Annotated in this window: 13 protein-coding genes; 7 read left to right on the plus strand and 6 right to left on the minus strand. The window is 69.3% G+C overall.

Going from position 1 to position 12,547, the window contains the following annotated elements:
* Window positions 1-811: 811 nt before the first annotated feature.
* From ACFJGV_RS01105 to ACFJGV_RS01120, 4 genes are read right to left on the minus strand one after another with little or no spacing between them, the layout of a single operon-like run.
* Window positions 812-2,467, minus strand: a complete 1,656-nt coding sequence (locus ACFJGV_RS01105) for a cytochrome bc complex cytochrome b subunit (protein WP_378146174.1) — start codon at window positions 2,465-2,467, stop codon at window positions 812-814.
* Window positions 2,464-3,531 carry a Rieske 2Fe-2S domain-containing protein gene (locus tag ACFJGV_RS01110; RefSeq protein WP_378146176.1) on the minus strand — a complete coding sequence of 356 codons (1,068 nt, stop codon included), beginning with the start codon at window positions 3,529-3,531 and terminating at the stop codon, window positions 2,464-2,466. Before ACFJGV_RS01110 ends, ACFJGV_RS01105 begins: the two co-directional genes overlap by 4 nt.
* A 48-nt stretch (window positions 3,532-3,579) precedes the next feature.
* On the minus strand, window positions 3,580-4,374 hold the full coding sequence (locus ACFJGV_RS01115; protein WP_378146177.1) for a c-type cytochrome: 795 nt from the start codon (window positions 4,372-4,374) through the stop codon (window positions 3,580-3,582).
* Between the two features lie 55 nt (window positions 4,375-4,429).
* Entirely contained in the window at window positions 4,430-5,044 is a 615-nt protein-coding gene (locus ACFJGV_RS01120; RefSeq protein WP_378146179.1) for a heme-copper oxidase subunit III, read from the minus strand.
* A gap of 123 nt (window positions 5,045-5,167) precedes the next feature.
* Between ACFJGV_RS01120 and trpD the strand changes: the two genes are divergently transcribed.
* Window positions 5,168-6,220 (plus strand): anthranilate phosphoribosyltransferase, encoded by a 1,053-nt coding sequence (gene trpD / locus ACFJGV_RS01125; protein WP_378146180.1) that lies wholly within the window; start codon window positions 5,168-5,170, stop codon window positions 6,218-6,220.
* 113 nt (window positions 6,221-6,333) lie between these two features.
* Here trpD and ACFJGV_RS01130 read toward each other — a convergent pair whose 3' ends face one another.
* Entirely contained in the window at window positions 6,334-7,056 is a 723-nt protein-coding gene (locus ACFJGV_RS01130) for an MIP/aquaporin family protein (protein ID WP_378148603.1), read from the minus strand.
* Between the two features lie 306 nt (window positions 7,057-7,362).
* Between ACFJGV_RS01130 and dhaK the strand changes: the two genes are divergently transcribed.
* The 4 genes from dhaK to ACFJGV_RS01150 all read left to right on the plus strand — a co-directional run bounded on the left by dhaK (window position 7,363) and on the right by ACFJGV_RS01150 (window position 10,159).
* On the plus strand, window positions 7,363-8,364 hold the full coding sequence (gene dhaK, locus ACFJGV_RS01135) for a dihydroxyacetone kinase subunit DhaK (protein ID WP_378146181.1): 1,002 nt from the start codon (window positions 7,363-7,365) through the stop codon (window positions 8,362-8,364).
* A gap of 4 nt (window positions 8,365-8,368) precedes the next feature.
* Window positions 8,369-9,007 (plus strand): dihydroxyacetone kinase subunit DhaL, encoded by a 639-nt coding sequence (gene dhaL / locus ACFJGV_RS01140; protein WP_378146182.1) that lies wholly within the window; start codon window positions 8,369-8,371, stop codon window positions 9,005-9,007.
* Window positions 9,008-9,718, plus strand: a complete 711-nt coding sequence (gene dhaM / locus ACFJGV_RS01145) for a dihydroxyacetone kinase phosphoryl donor subunit DhaM (RefSeq protein ID WP_378146184.1) — start codon at window positions 9,008-9,010, stop codon at window positions 9,716-9,718.
* A gap of 132 nt (window positions 9,719-9,850) precedes the next feature.
* Complete coding sequence (locus ACFJGV_RS01150) at window positions 9,851-10,159, plus strand: hypothetical protein (RefSeq protein WP_378146186.1); 309 nt, start codon at window positions 9,851-9,853, stop codon at window positions 10,157-10,159.
* 60 nt (window positions 10,160-10,219) lie between these two features.
* Here ACFJGV_RS01150 and ACFJGV_RS01155 read toward each other — a convergent pair whose 3' ends face one another.
* Window positions 10,220-10,399 carry a hypothetical protein gene (locus ACFJGV_RS01155; protein WP_378146187.1) on the minus strand — a complete coding sequence of 60 codons (180 nt, stop codon included), beginning with the start codon at window positions 10,397-10,399 and terminating at the stop codon, window positions 10,220-10,222.
* Window positions 10,400-10,529: 130 nt separating this feature from the next.
* Here ACFJGV_RS01155 and ACFJGV_RS01160 point away from each other — a divergent pair, with 130 nt between their 5' ends.
* Window positions 10,530-11,126, plus strand: a complete 597-nt coding sequence (locus tag ACFJGV_RS01160) for a CDP-alcohol phosphatidyltransferase family protein (RefSeq protein WP_378146188.1) — start codon at window positions 10,530-10,532, stop codon at window positions 11,124-11,126.
* A gap of 81 nt (window positions 11,127-11,207) precedes the next feature.
* Entirely contained in the window at window positions 11,208-12,362 is a 1,155-nt protein-coding gene (locus ACFJGV_RS01165) for an FAD-dependent oxidoreductase (protein WP_378146190.1), read from the plus strand.
* Window positions 12,363-12,547 lie beyond the last annotated feature (185 nt).

Raw genomic sequence — 12,547 nt, forward strand, 5'->3', positions numbered from 1 at the left:
CGTGCCCTTCTGATGGGCCGTGGCCTGCCTCTGCGGGTGGTTGCTGTCGAGGCTGTTCGCGGCGCTGGTGCCTGGCCGAGAGGTGGTTCGGTATGGGTGGTCGCTTCGTCTGGTGGGGCAACTCCGGAGATTTGCTGGGACACGCGGGGTTGGGACCGGAGTTGGCTCGGGGGAGGGTGAATCTCCGGAGTTGGCTCAGCCCCCCTCGCGAGTGCACCCGGGAAGAGCGGTTGCAGCGGATGGGGTGCCGCGGTTCTTGGGGGTGCTCGGAATCCGTGCATCCCGGAGACGTGAGCGTTCTCTGTGGATGGTTGCTGTCGAGGCTGTTCTCGGTGCTGGTGCCTGCCGCGAGGTGTTTCGAAATGGGTGGCCGCCGTGTGCTCTGGGGTAACTCCGGAGACTCGGCGGGACACACCGGGTGTGCGCCGGAGTTGGCGCGGGGGAGGGTGAATCTCCGGAGTTGGCTCAGCCCCCTCGCGAGTGCACCCGGGAAGAGCGGTTGCACGCGGGCAGCAGCCGCGGCTTCTGGGGGTGCTCGGGCTACGCGGTGCCGCCACGCCTGCCGCGCGGGGCCGAGTACACCCGGAAAGAGCGGTTGCACGGGGCGGGGAGTCGCGGTTTCTGGGGGTGCTCGGGCTACGCGGTGCCGCCACGTGCGCCGCGCGGGCCAAGTACACCCGGAGAGAGCGGTTGCACGGGGGAAGCAGCCGCGGCTTCTGGGGGTATTCGGGCCCGGGTGGGGCGACACAACGGGAGAGGGGCCCCGCAGCAGCGCTGCGGGGCCCCTCTGAGCCGGTGGGCGGGCGGGACCCTAGTGGGAGTCGCCGTGGCCCGACTCGAGCTCCTTGCTCGTGACGGGCGCGATGCGGTCCTCGAAGAACCAGCGGGACATGCCGGCCCGGAGGCGCTGGGCGCCCGCGATCTTGCCCTGCGCGTTCGGGCGGACCATGAGCGGCTGGTAGACCTCGTAATCGGTGAGGCGCCAGCGCTCGTAGTCGTCGAGCTGCTCGTGCACCTCGATGTACTCGCCGCCGGGGAGGCGGACGATGCGGCCCGACTCGAAGCCGTGCAGCACGATCTCGCGGTCCTTCTTCTGCAGGGCGAGGCAGACGCGCTTCGTGATGAAGTACGCGACGAACGGGCCGAGCACCGCCCATGCCTGGCAGACGTGGATGACGCCCTCGATCGACAGCTGGAAGTGCGTGGCGATGAGGTCGGAGGACGCCGCACCCCAGAGCGCCGCGTAGAACGTCACGCCGGCCGCGCCGATGGCGGTGCGGGTGGGAGCGTTGCGCGGACGGTCGAGGATGTGGTGCTCGCGCTTGTCGCCGGCGACCCAGCCCTCGACGAAGGGGTAGATCGCGACGAGGGCGAGCAGCAGGACGAGCGCGATCACCGGGATGATGATGTTGAACGACCAGGTGTGGTCGAGCCACACGAACTCGAGGCCCGGCGGGATCAGTCGCAGCGCACCGTCGGCGAAGCCGATGTACCAGTCGGGCTGGGTACCCGCCGACACGGGGGATGGGTCGTACGGGCCGTAGTTCCAGATCGGGTTGATCGTGAACAGCGACGCGATGAGCACGATGACGCCGAAGACCAGGAAGAAGAAGCCGCCGGCCTTCGCCGCGTACACGGGGAGGATCGGGTAGCCGATCACGTTCTTCTCGGTCTTGCCCGGGCCGGCGTACTGCGTGTGCTTGTGCACGACGACGAACACGAGGTGCAACGCGAGCATCGCGACCAGGATGGCCGGGAGCAGCAGGATGTGCAGTGTGTACAGGCGGCCGACGATCGCGGTGCCCGGGAACTCGCCGCCGAAGAGGAGGAACGAGATCCAGGTGCCGACGAACGGCAGGCCCTTGATCAGGCCGTCGATGATGCGGAGGCCGTTGCCCGAGAGCAGGTCGTCGGGGAGCGAGTAGCCGGTGAAGCCCTCGGCCATCGCCAGGACGAACAGCACGAAGCCGATCATCCAGTTGAGCTCGCGCGGCTTGCGGAACGCGCCCGTGAAGAACACGCGCAGCATGTGGAGGCCGATGGCCGCGATGAACAGCAGCGCCGCCCAGTGGTGGATCTGACGCACCAGCAGACCGCCGCGCACCTCGAACGAGATGTGGAGCGCCGAGTCCATGGCGGCGGACATCTCCATGCCCTTGAGGGGCACGAAGGCGCCGTTGTAGACGACCTCGGCCATGGAGGCCTGGAAGAAGAACGTCAGGAACGTCCCCGAGAGCACGATGACGACGAAGCTGTAGAGCGCCACTTCACCGAGCATGAACGACCAGTGGTCGGGGAAGATCTTGCGCCCGAACTCCTTGACGACCGCCGAGATGGTGGTGCGCTCGTCGAGGTAGTTGGCCGCGGCGCCGACGAATCCGCCGGGTCTAGCGGGAGGACGGACCGACGAACCGGGCGCGGCAGGCGCGTCGCCCGTGCTCGAGGGCCTCTCGATGGTGCTGGTCATGAACGCTCCCAGAAGCTAGGTCCGACGGGCTCGTGGAAATCGCTCGACGCCACCAGGTACCCGTCAGCGTCGACCTCGATCGGCAGCTGGGGAAGCGGACGCTTCGCGGGCCCGAAGATGACCGCGGCCTCGTTCTTCACATCGAACGTGGACTGGTGGCACGGGCAGAGGAGGTGGTGCGTCTGCTGCTCGTACAGCGCCACGGGGCAGCCGACGTGCGTGCAGATCTTCGAGTAGGCCACGATTCCCTGGTAGGACCAGTTCTCGCGTCCGGGGCTGATGTTGAGGTCGGCGGGGTTCAGACGCATGAGCAGGACGGCGGCCTTGGCCTTCTGCTCGAGACGGTCGTGCTCCTCGTTGAGGCCCTCGGGGATGATGTGGAACACCGAGCCGATGGTCACATCCGACGCCTTCACCGGCGCGCCGGTGGGGTCGAGGGTGAGGCGGGTGCCCTTCTTCCACATGGTGTGGCTGAGCAGCTCGACCGGATTCTCGTTCTGCGGAGCGAGACCGCGGAAGAGGACGATGCCGGGCAGCGGGAACGCGAGCAGCGCACCGATGAGGCTGTTGCGGATGAGGGTGCGGCGGCCGAAGCCCGATTCCTCGTCAGCCTCCTTGAAGATCTCGACCGCGCGCTCACGCGTCTCCGCCGAACCCTGGACGGGGTGGCGGATGTCGATGCCCTCCTTGTCGGCCATCAGGGCCTTGCCCCAGTGGACGGCGGCGAGGCCGATGCCGAACAGCGCCAGCGCGGAGCCGAGGCCGATGAACAGCGTGTTGAGGCGGAGCGCTTCGGTGCTGCCGTCCTCGATCGGGAACGCCATGTACGCCGCGATCGCGAAGATGCTGCCTGCGATCGACAGGTAGAACATCGTGTAGACCTGGCGCTGTGCGCGCTTGTTGGCCTTCGGATCGGTGTCGGTGACGCGGAGGCGGTGCGGCGGCTCGCCCGGGTTCTGGAAGTCGGAGCCCGCGACGGCGGTGCCTGCGGACGCGCGGTCCCTCGTGTCGACGGCAGACGATCCCGAAGTGGAATCCACTTCGCTCAGCTCGTCATGTGCCATTGCCTACCCCTTCGAAGATTGCTGTGTGGTTGTTCACGGATGCGGGTCTCAGTTGGACTTCGCCGTGAGCCAGACCATGATGCCGATGACGGCGGCCAGACCGAAGATCCAGATGAACAGACCCTCGGCGACCGGGCCCAGGTTCCCGAGCTCGAAGCCACCGGGCGAGGGGTTGTTCTGGATGTACTTCAGGTAGGTGATGATGTCGCGCTTGTCTTCGGGCGAGATGTTGTTGTCGTTGAAGACGGGCATGTTCTGCGGGCCGGTGAGCATGGCCTCGTAGATGTGCGACGGGAGCACACCGGTGAGCTCGGGGGCGAACTTGCCCTCCGTGAGCGCACCGCCGGCGCCGGCGACGTTGTGGCACATGGCGCAGTTGATGCGGAACAGCTCGCCACCGTGGGTGGCGTCGCCGTCGGCCTGCAGGAGGCTCTCGTCGGGGATCGACGGGCCGGGGGAGAGCGAGGCGACGTACGCGGCGAGGGCCGCGACCTGGTCGTCGGTGAACTGGACGGGCTTCTCCATGGCCTGCGGGCCCTGCATGGCCATCGGCATGCGGCCGGTGCCCACCTGGAAGTCGACGGCGGCCGAGCCGACGCCGAGGAGGGCGGGCCCGTTGGCGGTGCCCTCGAGGGAGAGGCCGTGGCAGGTGGCGCAGTTCGCGGCGAAGAGCTTCTGGCCCTCGTCGACCGTCTCCTGGCTCGCCGCGCTCGTGTCGGCCGAGGCGCTGGACGTGCTGCTGAACAGCGCGTACCCGCCTCCGGTGGCGACGAGTCCGATCGCGATCAGCAGCACCGTCGCCAGGGGGTGGCGTCTGCCGGCTTTCCTGCTCGTGCGAGCCATTCTCTCTACTCTCTCTGGACTGCGTTCGGGTGCGCGCTGGGGTCGAGCCGACGCGCTATTTCAAGACGTAGATGACCAGGAAGAGGCCGATCCACACCACGTCGACGAAGTGCCAGTAGTACGACACGACGATGATGCGGGTGGCCTCCTTGTGGCCGAAGTTCTTCACCGCGAACACGCTGCCGAGCATGAGGAGCATCGCGAGCAGACCGCCCGTGACGTGCAGGGCGTGGAACCCGGTGGTGAGGTAGAAGGCCGAGCCGTAGGCGTTTCCGTCGATGGTGACGCCCTCGCTGACCAGCGTGGCGTACTCGAGCACCTGGCCGCAGACGAAGATCGCGCCGAAGACGTAGGTGAGGAACAGCCACTCGGTGAGGCCCCAGTTCCAGGGCTTCCAGCTGGTGCGCTTCACCTGGCCGCGCTCGGCGGCGAACACGGCGAACTGGCACCAGAACGAGCTGATCACGAGGATGATCGTGTTCACGAGGGCGAACGGCACGTTGAGCGTGTCGGCCATCTGGCCCCACGCGTCGGGGTTCGTCGACCGCAGGGTGAAGTAGATGGCGAACAGGCCGGCGAAGAACATGACCTCGCTGCCCAACCACACGATCGTTCCGACCGCCACGGTGTTGGGCCGCTGCACCAGCGGAACTCCCGGAGTTCTGGTCATAGAGCTGCTCGTCACAGATCCATTATGTCCGATATTCACAGCTGGTTTTCGCAATCGGCGTACCCGAGGTCAGTATCCGGCGGACCTTCCGGCGTGTCTGGGAGTCCCCAATAGGATCGCTGCATGGCGCACTCCTTCACCTGGCCTGAGACCATCGCTCGACTGCTCGCCGGAGAGGACCTCTCCATCTCCGAGGCGACGTGGGCGATGAACGCCGTGATGGAGGGCGACGTGACCGACGCGCAGCTCGCCGGGTTCCTCGTGGCGCTCCGCGCGAAGGGGGAGACGGTCGACGAGATCGTGGGCTTCCGCGACGCGATCCTCGACCACGCGCTGCCCATCTCGGTCGACCCGATGGCCCTCGACATCGTGGGCACCGGGGGCGACCGGTTCGGCACGGTCAACGTGTCGACGATGGCGTCGATCGTGGCCGCGGCGTCGGGCGTGCCCGTCTTCAAGCACGGCAACCGCGCCGCCAGCTCGAAGTCCGGATCGTCGGATGTGCTGCGCGCCCTCGGGGTCGACCTCGACCTTGAGCCGGAGCGGGTCGCGTCAGTGCTCGTCGAGACGGGCATCTCGTTCGCCTTCGCCTCCAAGTTCCACCCCGGCTTCAAGAACGCCGGCGCGGTGCGGGGCGACCTCGGCGTCCCCACCGTCTTCAACTTCCTCGGGCCGCTGTGCAACCCGGCGCGCACGGAGGCGTCGGCCGTGGGAGTGGCCCACCTCGACCGCGTCCCGCTCATCGTCGGGGTGTTCCAGACGCGCGGGGCGACCGCGCTGGTGTTCCGGGGCGACGACGGGCTGGATGAGCTCACGACGACGGGCCACAGCCACATCTGGGAGGTCTCCCGCGGTTCGGTCAAGGAGCACGACCTGAACCCGCGCGACCTCGGCATCCCGATCGCACGGATCGACGACCTCAAGGGCGGCGACAGCGAGCACAACGCCGCCGTGGTGCACGCGACGCTCGACGGCGAGACCGGTCCCGTGCGCGACATGGTGCTGCTCAACGCGGCCGCCGGACTCGTCGCCTTCGAGCTGGCAGCGGATCCGGAGCAGGTGGACCGGACGATGGTCGACCGCATCGGCGAGAAGATGGCGGTCGCCGCGCAGGCGATCGACTCGGGCGCCGCGTCGGCGAAGCTCGCCGAGTGGGTGGCCGCCACCCGCGCGTGAGCGCGCCCAGCAGCCCGAGTGGACCCCGTTAAGCGGCTTTGTCCACTTTTCCGTCATGGATCGCCGAGATCACGACGGAAAAGTGGACAAAGCCCGTGGGGGTGGGGGTGGGGTCAGGTGAGGATGGGCAGCAGCGGGATCGCGGCGAGCCCGGCGAGGACGCCGCCGATGATGGGGCCGACCACCGGCACCCAGGAGTAGGACCAGTCGGACGAGCCCTTGCCCTTGATGGGCAGGATCGCGTGGGCCAGACGGGGGCCGAGGTCGCGGGCGGGGTTGATCGCGTAGCCGGTGGGGCCACCGAGCGAGGCACCGATCCCGATCACCAGCAGCGCCACGGGGAGCGCGCCGAGCGCGGCGAGGCCGCCGTCGCCCTGGCGTCCGCCGCCGAAGCCGATGACCACGAAGACCAGCACGAAGGTGCCGATGATCTCGGTGACGAGGTTCCAGCCGTACGAGCGGATGGCCGGGCCGGTCGAGAAGACGCCGAGCTTGTTGGCCGGCTCGGGCTCCTCGTCGAAGTGCTGCTTGTAGGCCAGCCAGACGAGCACGGCGCCGATGATCGCGCCGATCATCTGGGCGCCGATGTAGGCGATGACGGAGAGGAAGGTGACGTCGACCTGCGTGGCCGCCGATCCGAACGTCTTGGCGCCGTTCGCCACCAGGCCCAGCGTCACTGCGGGGTTGAGGTGGGCGCCGGAGGCGTAGGAGACGATGACGCCGGCGAAGACCGCGAGACCCCAGGCGACGTTCACCATGAGGAAACCGCCGTTGAAGCCCTTGGTGCGGATCAGGGCGACGTTCGCCACCACACCACAGCCGAGGAGCACGAGCATCGCCGTGCCCACCAACTCCGACAAGAAGTCGATTCCGAGATTGTCCACGATGACCTTCCTTCACACAGTTCGACCACACGTTGCGATCACGCCGTGACGGGCGATGAGGCGAGCATAGACCCAGAGACTTCTCAGACTGAAGCGATAAAGGAGCGTTTCGGGGGGCCGGTCCGGGCCGCGAGAAGTTGTCCGGACAGGCCCGCACAACGGCTCTTCCGCGACGCTGAGCCGACAGCGTAGATTGATCCCGGATGACCCGTCCCGGGCTTCCGTCATGGGCGCACGCCCGGTCGAAGGGGACTTTCAATGAAGAAGCTCATCAACGATCCGAAGAACGTCGTCGCCGAGTCTCTCGACGGCCTGGAGCTCGCGCACGGCGACCTCCTGCGGGTGCACCGCGATCCCGACTTCATCGTGCGTGCCGACGCCCCCGTGCAGGGGAAGGTCGGCATCGTGAGCGGCGGCGGCAGCGGCCACGAGCCGCTGCACGGTGGCTTCGTCGGCTACGGCATGCTCAGCGCGGCCGTGCCCGGCGCCGTCTTCACCTCGCCCACGCCCGACCCGATCGTCGAGGCGACGAAGGCCGTCGACGGGGGAGCGGGAGTGCTCCACATCGTCAAGAACTACACCGGCGACGTCCTCAACTTCGAGACCGCCGCCGAGCTGGCCGAGGCCGAGGGCATCACCGTCAAGTCCGTCATCATCGACGACGACGTCGCCGTGCAGGACTCCACCTACACCGCCGGCCGTCGAGGCGTGGCCGGGACCGTGTTCGTCGAGAAGATCGTCGGCGCCGCGGCCGAGCAGGGCGCCGACCTCGACGCCGTCGTCGAGCTCGCCCAGCGCGTCAACGCCAACGTCCGCACGATGGGCGTCGCGCTCACGGCGTGCATCGTCCCGCACGCGGGCGTGCCGAGCTTCGACCTCCCCGAGGACGAGATCGAGATCGGCATCGGACTGCACGGTGAGCCCGGCCGTGAGCGGATCAAGCTCGAGCCCGCCGACGCGATCGTCGATCGGATGCTCGACCCGATCCTCTCCGACCTCCCCTTCGCCTCGGGCGACCGCGTCGCGGTCCTCGTCAACGGCATGGGCGGCACCCCGCTCATCGAGCTCTACATCGCGCTGCGTCGGGTGGGCCAGGTGCTCGAGGAGAAGGGCATCACCGTGCTCCGGACCCTCGTCGGCAACTTCACCACGTCGCTCGAGATGCAGGGCATGTCGATCAGCGTGCTCCGGCTCGACGACGAGATGATCGAGCTGTACGACGCACCCGTTCAGACCGCCGCGCTGCGGTGGGGGAGGTAGGAGCATGAGCCTGGGCATCACCTGGACGACGGACTGGATCCGGCGGACCGCGGAGGTCATCGGCGAGCACCGGGTCGAGCTCATCACGCTCGACCGCGAGATCGGCGACGGCGACCACGGCGAGAACCTCGACCGGGGCTTCACCGCCGTGCTGGCCAAGCTCGACGGCCTGTCTCCGGAGGCGGCTCCGGGTGATGCCCTGAAGCTCGTCGCGACGACCCTGATCTCCACCGTCGGCGGCGCATCCGGGCCGCTCTTCGGCACCGCGTACCTCAAGGCATCGGGCGCGGTCGGTCAGGCGAACGAGCTCGACGGCGCCGCGGTCGTGGCCCTCCTCACCGCCGCGCGCGACGGCATCGTGCTCCGTGGCAAGGCCGAGGTGGGCGACAAGACCATGATCGACGCGTGGACTCCGGCGGTCGACGCCGCTGCGGCCGCGCTCGAAGAGGGCAAGGGCGAGGCCGAGATCCTCGACGCCGCGGCGACCGCCGCGGCCGAGGGCGCGGCGGCGACCGAGCCGCTCGTCGCCCGGAAGGGCCGCGCGAGCTACCTCGGCGAGCGTGCCGTCGGTCACCGGGACCCGGGCGCGCAGTCGACGGCGCTCATCCTCCGTGCCGCCGCCGACTCGGCTCGGGGCAACTGAATGACCGGGCGCGTCGGCATCGTCCTCGTCTCGCACAGCTCGGCGATCGCCGAGGGTCTCGCCGCGCTGGCGGCGCAGATGGCGCCGTCGACGACGCTCGTGCCGGCCGGGGGCACCGATGACGGCGGGATCGGCACGAGCTTCGATCGCGTGAGCGCGGCCCTGGCCGAGGCGGAGTCGGGCGCCGGCGTCGTGGTGCTCTGCGACCTCGGTTCGGCGTACCTCACCGCCGAGACCGCCCTCGACTTCCTCGACGACGAGGTGCGAGCCTCCGTGCGCATCGTGCGCGCCCCCCTCGTCGAGGGTGCGGTCGCCGCTGCGGTCGAGGCGGAGTCGGGCGCCGCTCTGGATGCGGTGGTCGCCGCGGCCCGCACGGCGTGGGATCACGACGACGACGGTGGTGACGGTCCGACGGATGTCGCCTCCGACGCCCCGTCCGCAGACGCCGAGCCGGACGGGTACCGGCGGACGGTGACCATCGTCAACCGCGACGGGCTGCACGCCCGTCCGGCCGCCGAGTTCGTGAAGCTCGCCACGACCCTCCCCGTGAAGGTCACCGTCAACGGCACCGACGCGAAGAGCCTCCTCGGCATCATGTCGATGGGTCTCACGCGGGGCACGGAGGTCGTCCTCGCGACCGACGACCCGGCCGGACGGGACGCGGTCGACGCCCTCGCCGACCTCATCGAGAGCGGATTCGGCGAGTCATAGCACAGACCGACCACCTCCGCGCGCGTGCGACACTGGAGCGTACGTCGTCACGTGGAGGAGGTCGGGGCCGCTGTGGCTTCATCGAAGTGTGTGATCTGCGGCAAGGCCGTAGCCGTCGGGATCGTCTCAGGAATGCTCGTCCAGCACGAGGACAAGCAGGGCTTCCGGTGCGACGGGAGCGGGCAGGCGCCTGCACCCGCAACCGTGCGCGCTCCGTCGACCAGGGCGGCAGGAGGATCGGCGCGGTCGTCCGCGACGAAGCCGAAGGACGCGTCGCCGGCCACGAAGGGCGGCATGAAGGTCTCGCGCGTCGAGGTCGACCCTGAGGAGCTCAAGGCGCGCCAGGAGCGCATCGCGCAGGCTCGCGAGGAGCGCGCCCGCGCCGCTCGAGAGCGCAACTCCACCGGTCTGTCCTACTTCGACGAGCCCGGCGCCCGCTGACCGCCACACGATCCCGGCGCCCGCTGACCGCGGCTCTCCGCCGGGACCACCCCGCGTGGGTCAGTCGACCTCGTCGGTCAGGGCGTCGACGGCCTGGATGAGCGCGTCGACGGCGTTCTGCAGGTTGTGGAGCGCCTGGCGCTCGATCGAGTCCTCCACGAGCTTCTGGATGTCGAAGCTGGCGAGGTTCGCGTACTCCCGTGCGTCGGCGAGGAATCCCTCGGCCTCGAGACCGGCCATCTGACGTCTCCTTCGTGTGGTGTCCGCCGCGCCGGCATGGCGCGTGCAGCCACAGTAGCGAGCGGGACGGACACCGCACACCCCCCTGTCGACCATCGGTCCCGCCGACGGGCGCGGCTAGGCTGACCCCATGGTGCGCACCGACGACCCCGCCGCGCGGATCGTCACGGTGCCGAACGTCATCACGGTGGCGAGGCTGATCCTCCTCACGCCCCTGTTCGTGGTGCTCCTCCTCGTGGTCGACTCGCCGTTCTGGGCGCTGGTGGTCGCCGTCGTCCTCGGCGGAACCGACTGGGTCGACGGCCAGGTGGCTCGACGTTTCGATCAGGTCTCCGACCTGGGGAAGAAGCTCGATCCCGTCGCGGATCGCATCAGCCAGTTCACCGTCTGCGCCACCCTCGTCGTCGCGGGTCTGGTGCCGCTGTGGATGGCGCTCGTCATCCTCGTCACCGACCTCCTGCTCGGGGTCGTCATCCTGATCAGGAAGCCCGGGATCGTACCGGTCCGCTGGATCGGGCGCATCCGGACCGCGCTGCTCATGGTGGGACTGCCGTTCGTGCTGCTCGTCGAGGCGTTCTGGCCCGAGAGCCAGGCCCTGCGGCTGACCGCGCTCAGCGTCGTGGGCGTCGGAGTCGTGCTGCACGCCCTCGCGAACCTCGTCTACGTGTGGTCCCTCCTCAGCGGATCCGCGCACGCGCATCCGGAGGCACGACCCCGGGTCGACTGAGTCGACGGCCAACCGGCCGGAGTCTTACGCACTGTGTCGTCCCCCGAGCGGGTCACGTCCCGCTCTCTCTACCGTCGAGGCATGGCAACACGGGTCGACGTCGTCGTGGTGGGCGGCGGCGCGATGGGATCGGCCGCGGCCTGGCATCTCGCCGGGCGCGGGCATGACGTGCTGCTGGTCGAGCGCTTCGCGCCCGACAGCTCTCGCCGGGCATCGCACGGCGAGAGCCGCAACTTCAACCCGGGGTACGTCGACCAGACCTACCTCGGGATGCTCCGAGAGGCCGTGCCGCTCTGGCGCGAGCTGGAGGCGGAGAGCGGACTGACCCTCCTCGAGCAGAACGGGATCGTGCACCACGGTGCGTTCCCCGACCTCGAGGGCGCCGCGGAGCGGCTGCCGAGGTTCGGCTTCGCGGTGGAACGGCTCGCACCGGAGGAGGCCGGCGAGCGCTGGCCCGGGATGCGGTTCGATCGCGAGGTGCTGCACATCCCGGAGGCGGGCCGCCTCCTGGCCACGTCCGCGCTCCGGGCCCTCCAGACCAGTGCCGCGCGGCACGGCGCGGTGATCCGACACCATTCGAAGGCGCAGCGCATCCGGGTGCTGGGCGACGATCGCGCCGTCGTCGAGGTCGTGTCGGTCGATGGCGACGACGAGGTCACGGGGCCCGTCGAGAGCTTCGAGGCGTCGAGCGTGGTGGTCGCCACGGGAGCGTGGACGAGTCGGCTGGTGGGGCGGCTCGTGTCGCTGCCGAGCCTCGTCGTCACGCGCGAGCAGCCGATGCTCTTCGACGCCGTCGGCACGGCGAACTGGCCGGGGTTCAACCACTGGCCGGAGGACGGCAATCGGCGTTACCGCGGCTGGCGTGGCGTGGTCTACGGCGGTCCGGAGGGCGGCGGGGTGAAGACCGGATGGAATGCCGCCGGTCGTGTGGTCGATCCCGACTCGCTCAACCCGCGACCCGACCCCCGGCAGCGCGTCGCCCTGCAGCGCTACGTGCGCGAATGGCTCCCCGGTGCCGATCCCGATGTCTTCGTCGAGGACGGCTGCACCTACACGACCACGCCCGACTCCAACTTCGTCGTCGACCGGATCGGCCCGCTCGTGGTCGGCGCGGGCTTCTCCGGGCACGGCTTCAAGTTCACGCCCGTCATCGGACGTCTGCTGGCGGACCTCGTGGAGGGGCGCAGGGCACCGGCCCTGTTCTCGCTGCGCGCCGAGCAGAGGGTCGCGAGCTAGCCCCAGCACGAACGGCGTGCGGATCGCATCCCGCACGTCAGCGGGCGTAACAGAACCCGCACCCCGCACCGCACTTTACGCATCCGGTCGATTGTTACCCGCCCGAGGCGACACGTCCGACGCGGCGACCTAGCGTGGCGGCGGGGCACAGACCCCGCACCGAAGAGACAGCCATCACACGAAGG

It is taken from the genome of Cnuibacter sp. UC19_7, assembly GCF_042699995.1.
Lineage (GTDB): Bacteria > Actinomycetota > Actinomycetes > Actinomycetales > Microbacteriaceae > Cnuibacter.

What these genes read in the sequence shown, in the direction of transcription:
- ACFJGV_RS01105 (WP_378146174.1), bottom strand. Translation starts at nt 2,467, where the DNA reads ATGACCAGCACCATCGAGAGGCCCTCGAGCACGGGCGACGCGCCTGCC.
- ACFJGV_RS01110 (WP_378146176.1), bottom strand. Translation starts at nt 3,531, where the DNA reads ATGGCACATGACGAGCTGAGCGAAGTGGATTCCACTTCGGGATCGTCT.
- ACFJGV_RS01115 (WP_378146177.1), bottom strand. Translation starts at nt 4,374, where the DNA reads ATGGCTCGCACGAGCAGGAAAGCCGGCAGACGCCACCCCCTGGCGACG.
- ACFJGV_RS01120 (WP_378146179.1), bottom strand. Translation starts at nt 5,044, where the DNA reads ATGACCAGAACTCCGGGAGTTCCGCTGGTGCAGCGGCCCAACACCGTG.
- trpD (WP_378146180.1), top strand. Translation starts at nt 5,168, where the DNA reads ATGGCGCACTCCTTCACCTGGCCTGAGACCATCGCTCGACTGCTCGCC.
- ACFJGV_RS01130 (WP_378148603.1), bottom strand. Translation starts at nt 7,056, where the DNA reads ATGCTCGTGCTCCTCGGCTGTGGTGTGGTGGCGAACGTCGCCCTGATC.
- dhaK (WP_378146181.1), top strand. Translation starts at nt 7,363, where the DNA reads ATGAAGAAGCTCATCAACGATCCGAAGAACGTCGTCGCCGAGTCTCTC.
- dhaL (WP_378146182.1), top strand. Translation starts at nt 8,369, where the DNA reads ATGAGCCTGGGCATCACCTGGACGACGGACTGGATCCGGCGGACCGCG.
- dhaM (WP_378146184.1), top strand. Translation starts at nt 9,008, where the DNA reads ATGACCGGGCGCGTCGGCATCGTCCTCGTCTCGCACAGCTCGGCGATC.
- ACFJGV_RS01150 (WP_378146186.1), top strand. Translation starts at nt 9,851, where the DNA reads ATGCTCGTCCAGCACGAGGACAAGCAGGGCTTCCGGTGCGACGGGAGC.
- ACFJGV_RS01155 (WP_378146187.1), bottom strand. Translation starts at nt 10,399, where the DNA reads ATGGCCGGTCTCGAGGCCGAGGGATTCCTCGCCGACGCACGGGAGTAC.
- ACFJGV_RS01160 (WP_378146188.1), top strand. Translation starts at nt 10,530, where the DNA reads ATGGTGCGCACCGACGACCCCGCCGCGCGGATCGTCACGGTGCCGAAC.
- ACFJGV_RS01165 (WP_378146190.1), top strand. Translation starts at nt 11,208, where the DNA reads ATGGCAACACGGGTCGACGTCGTCGTGGTGGGCGGCGGCGCGATGGGA.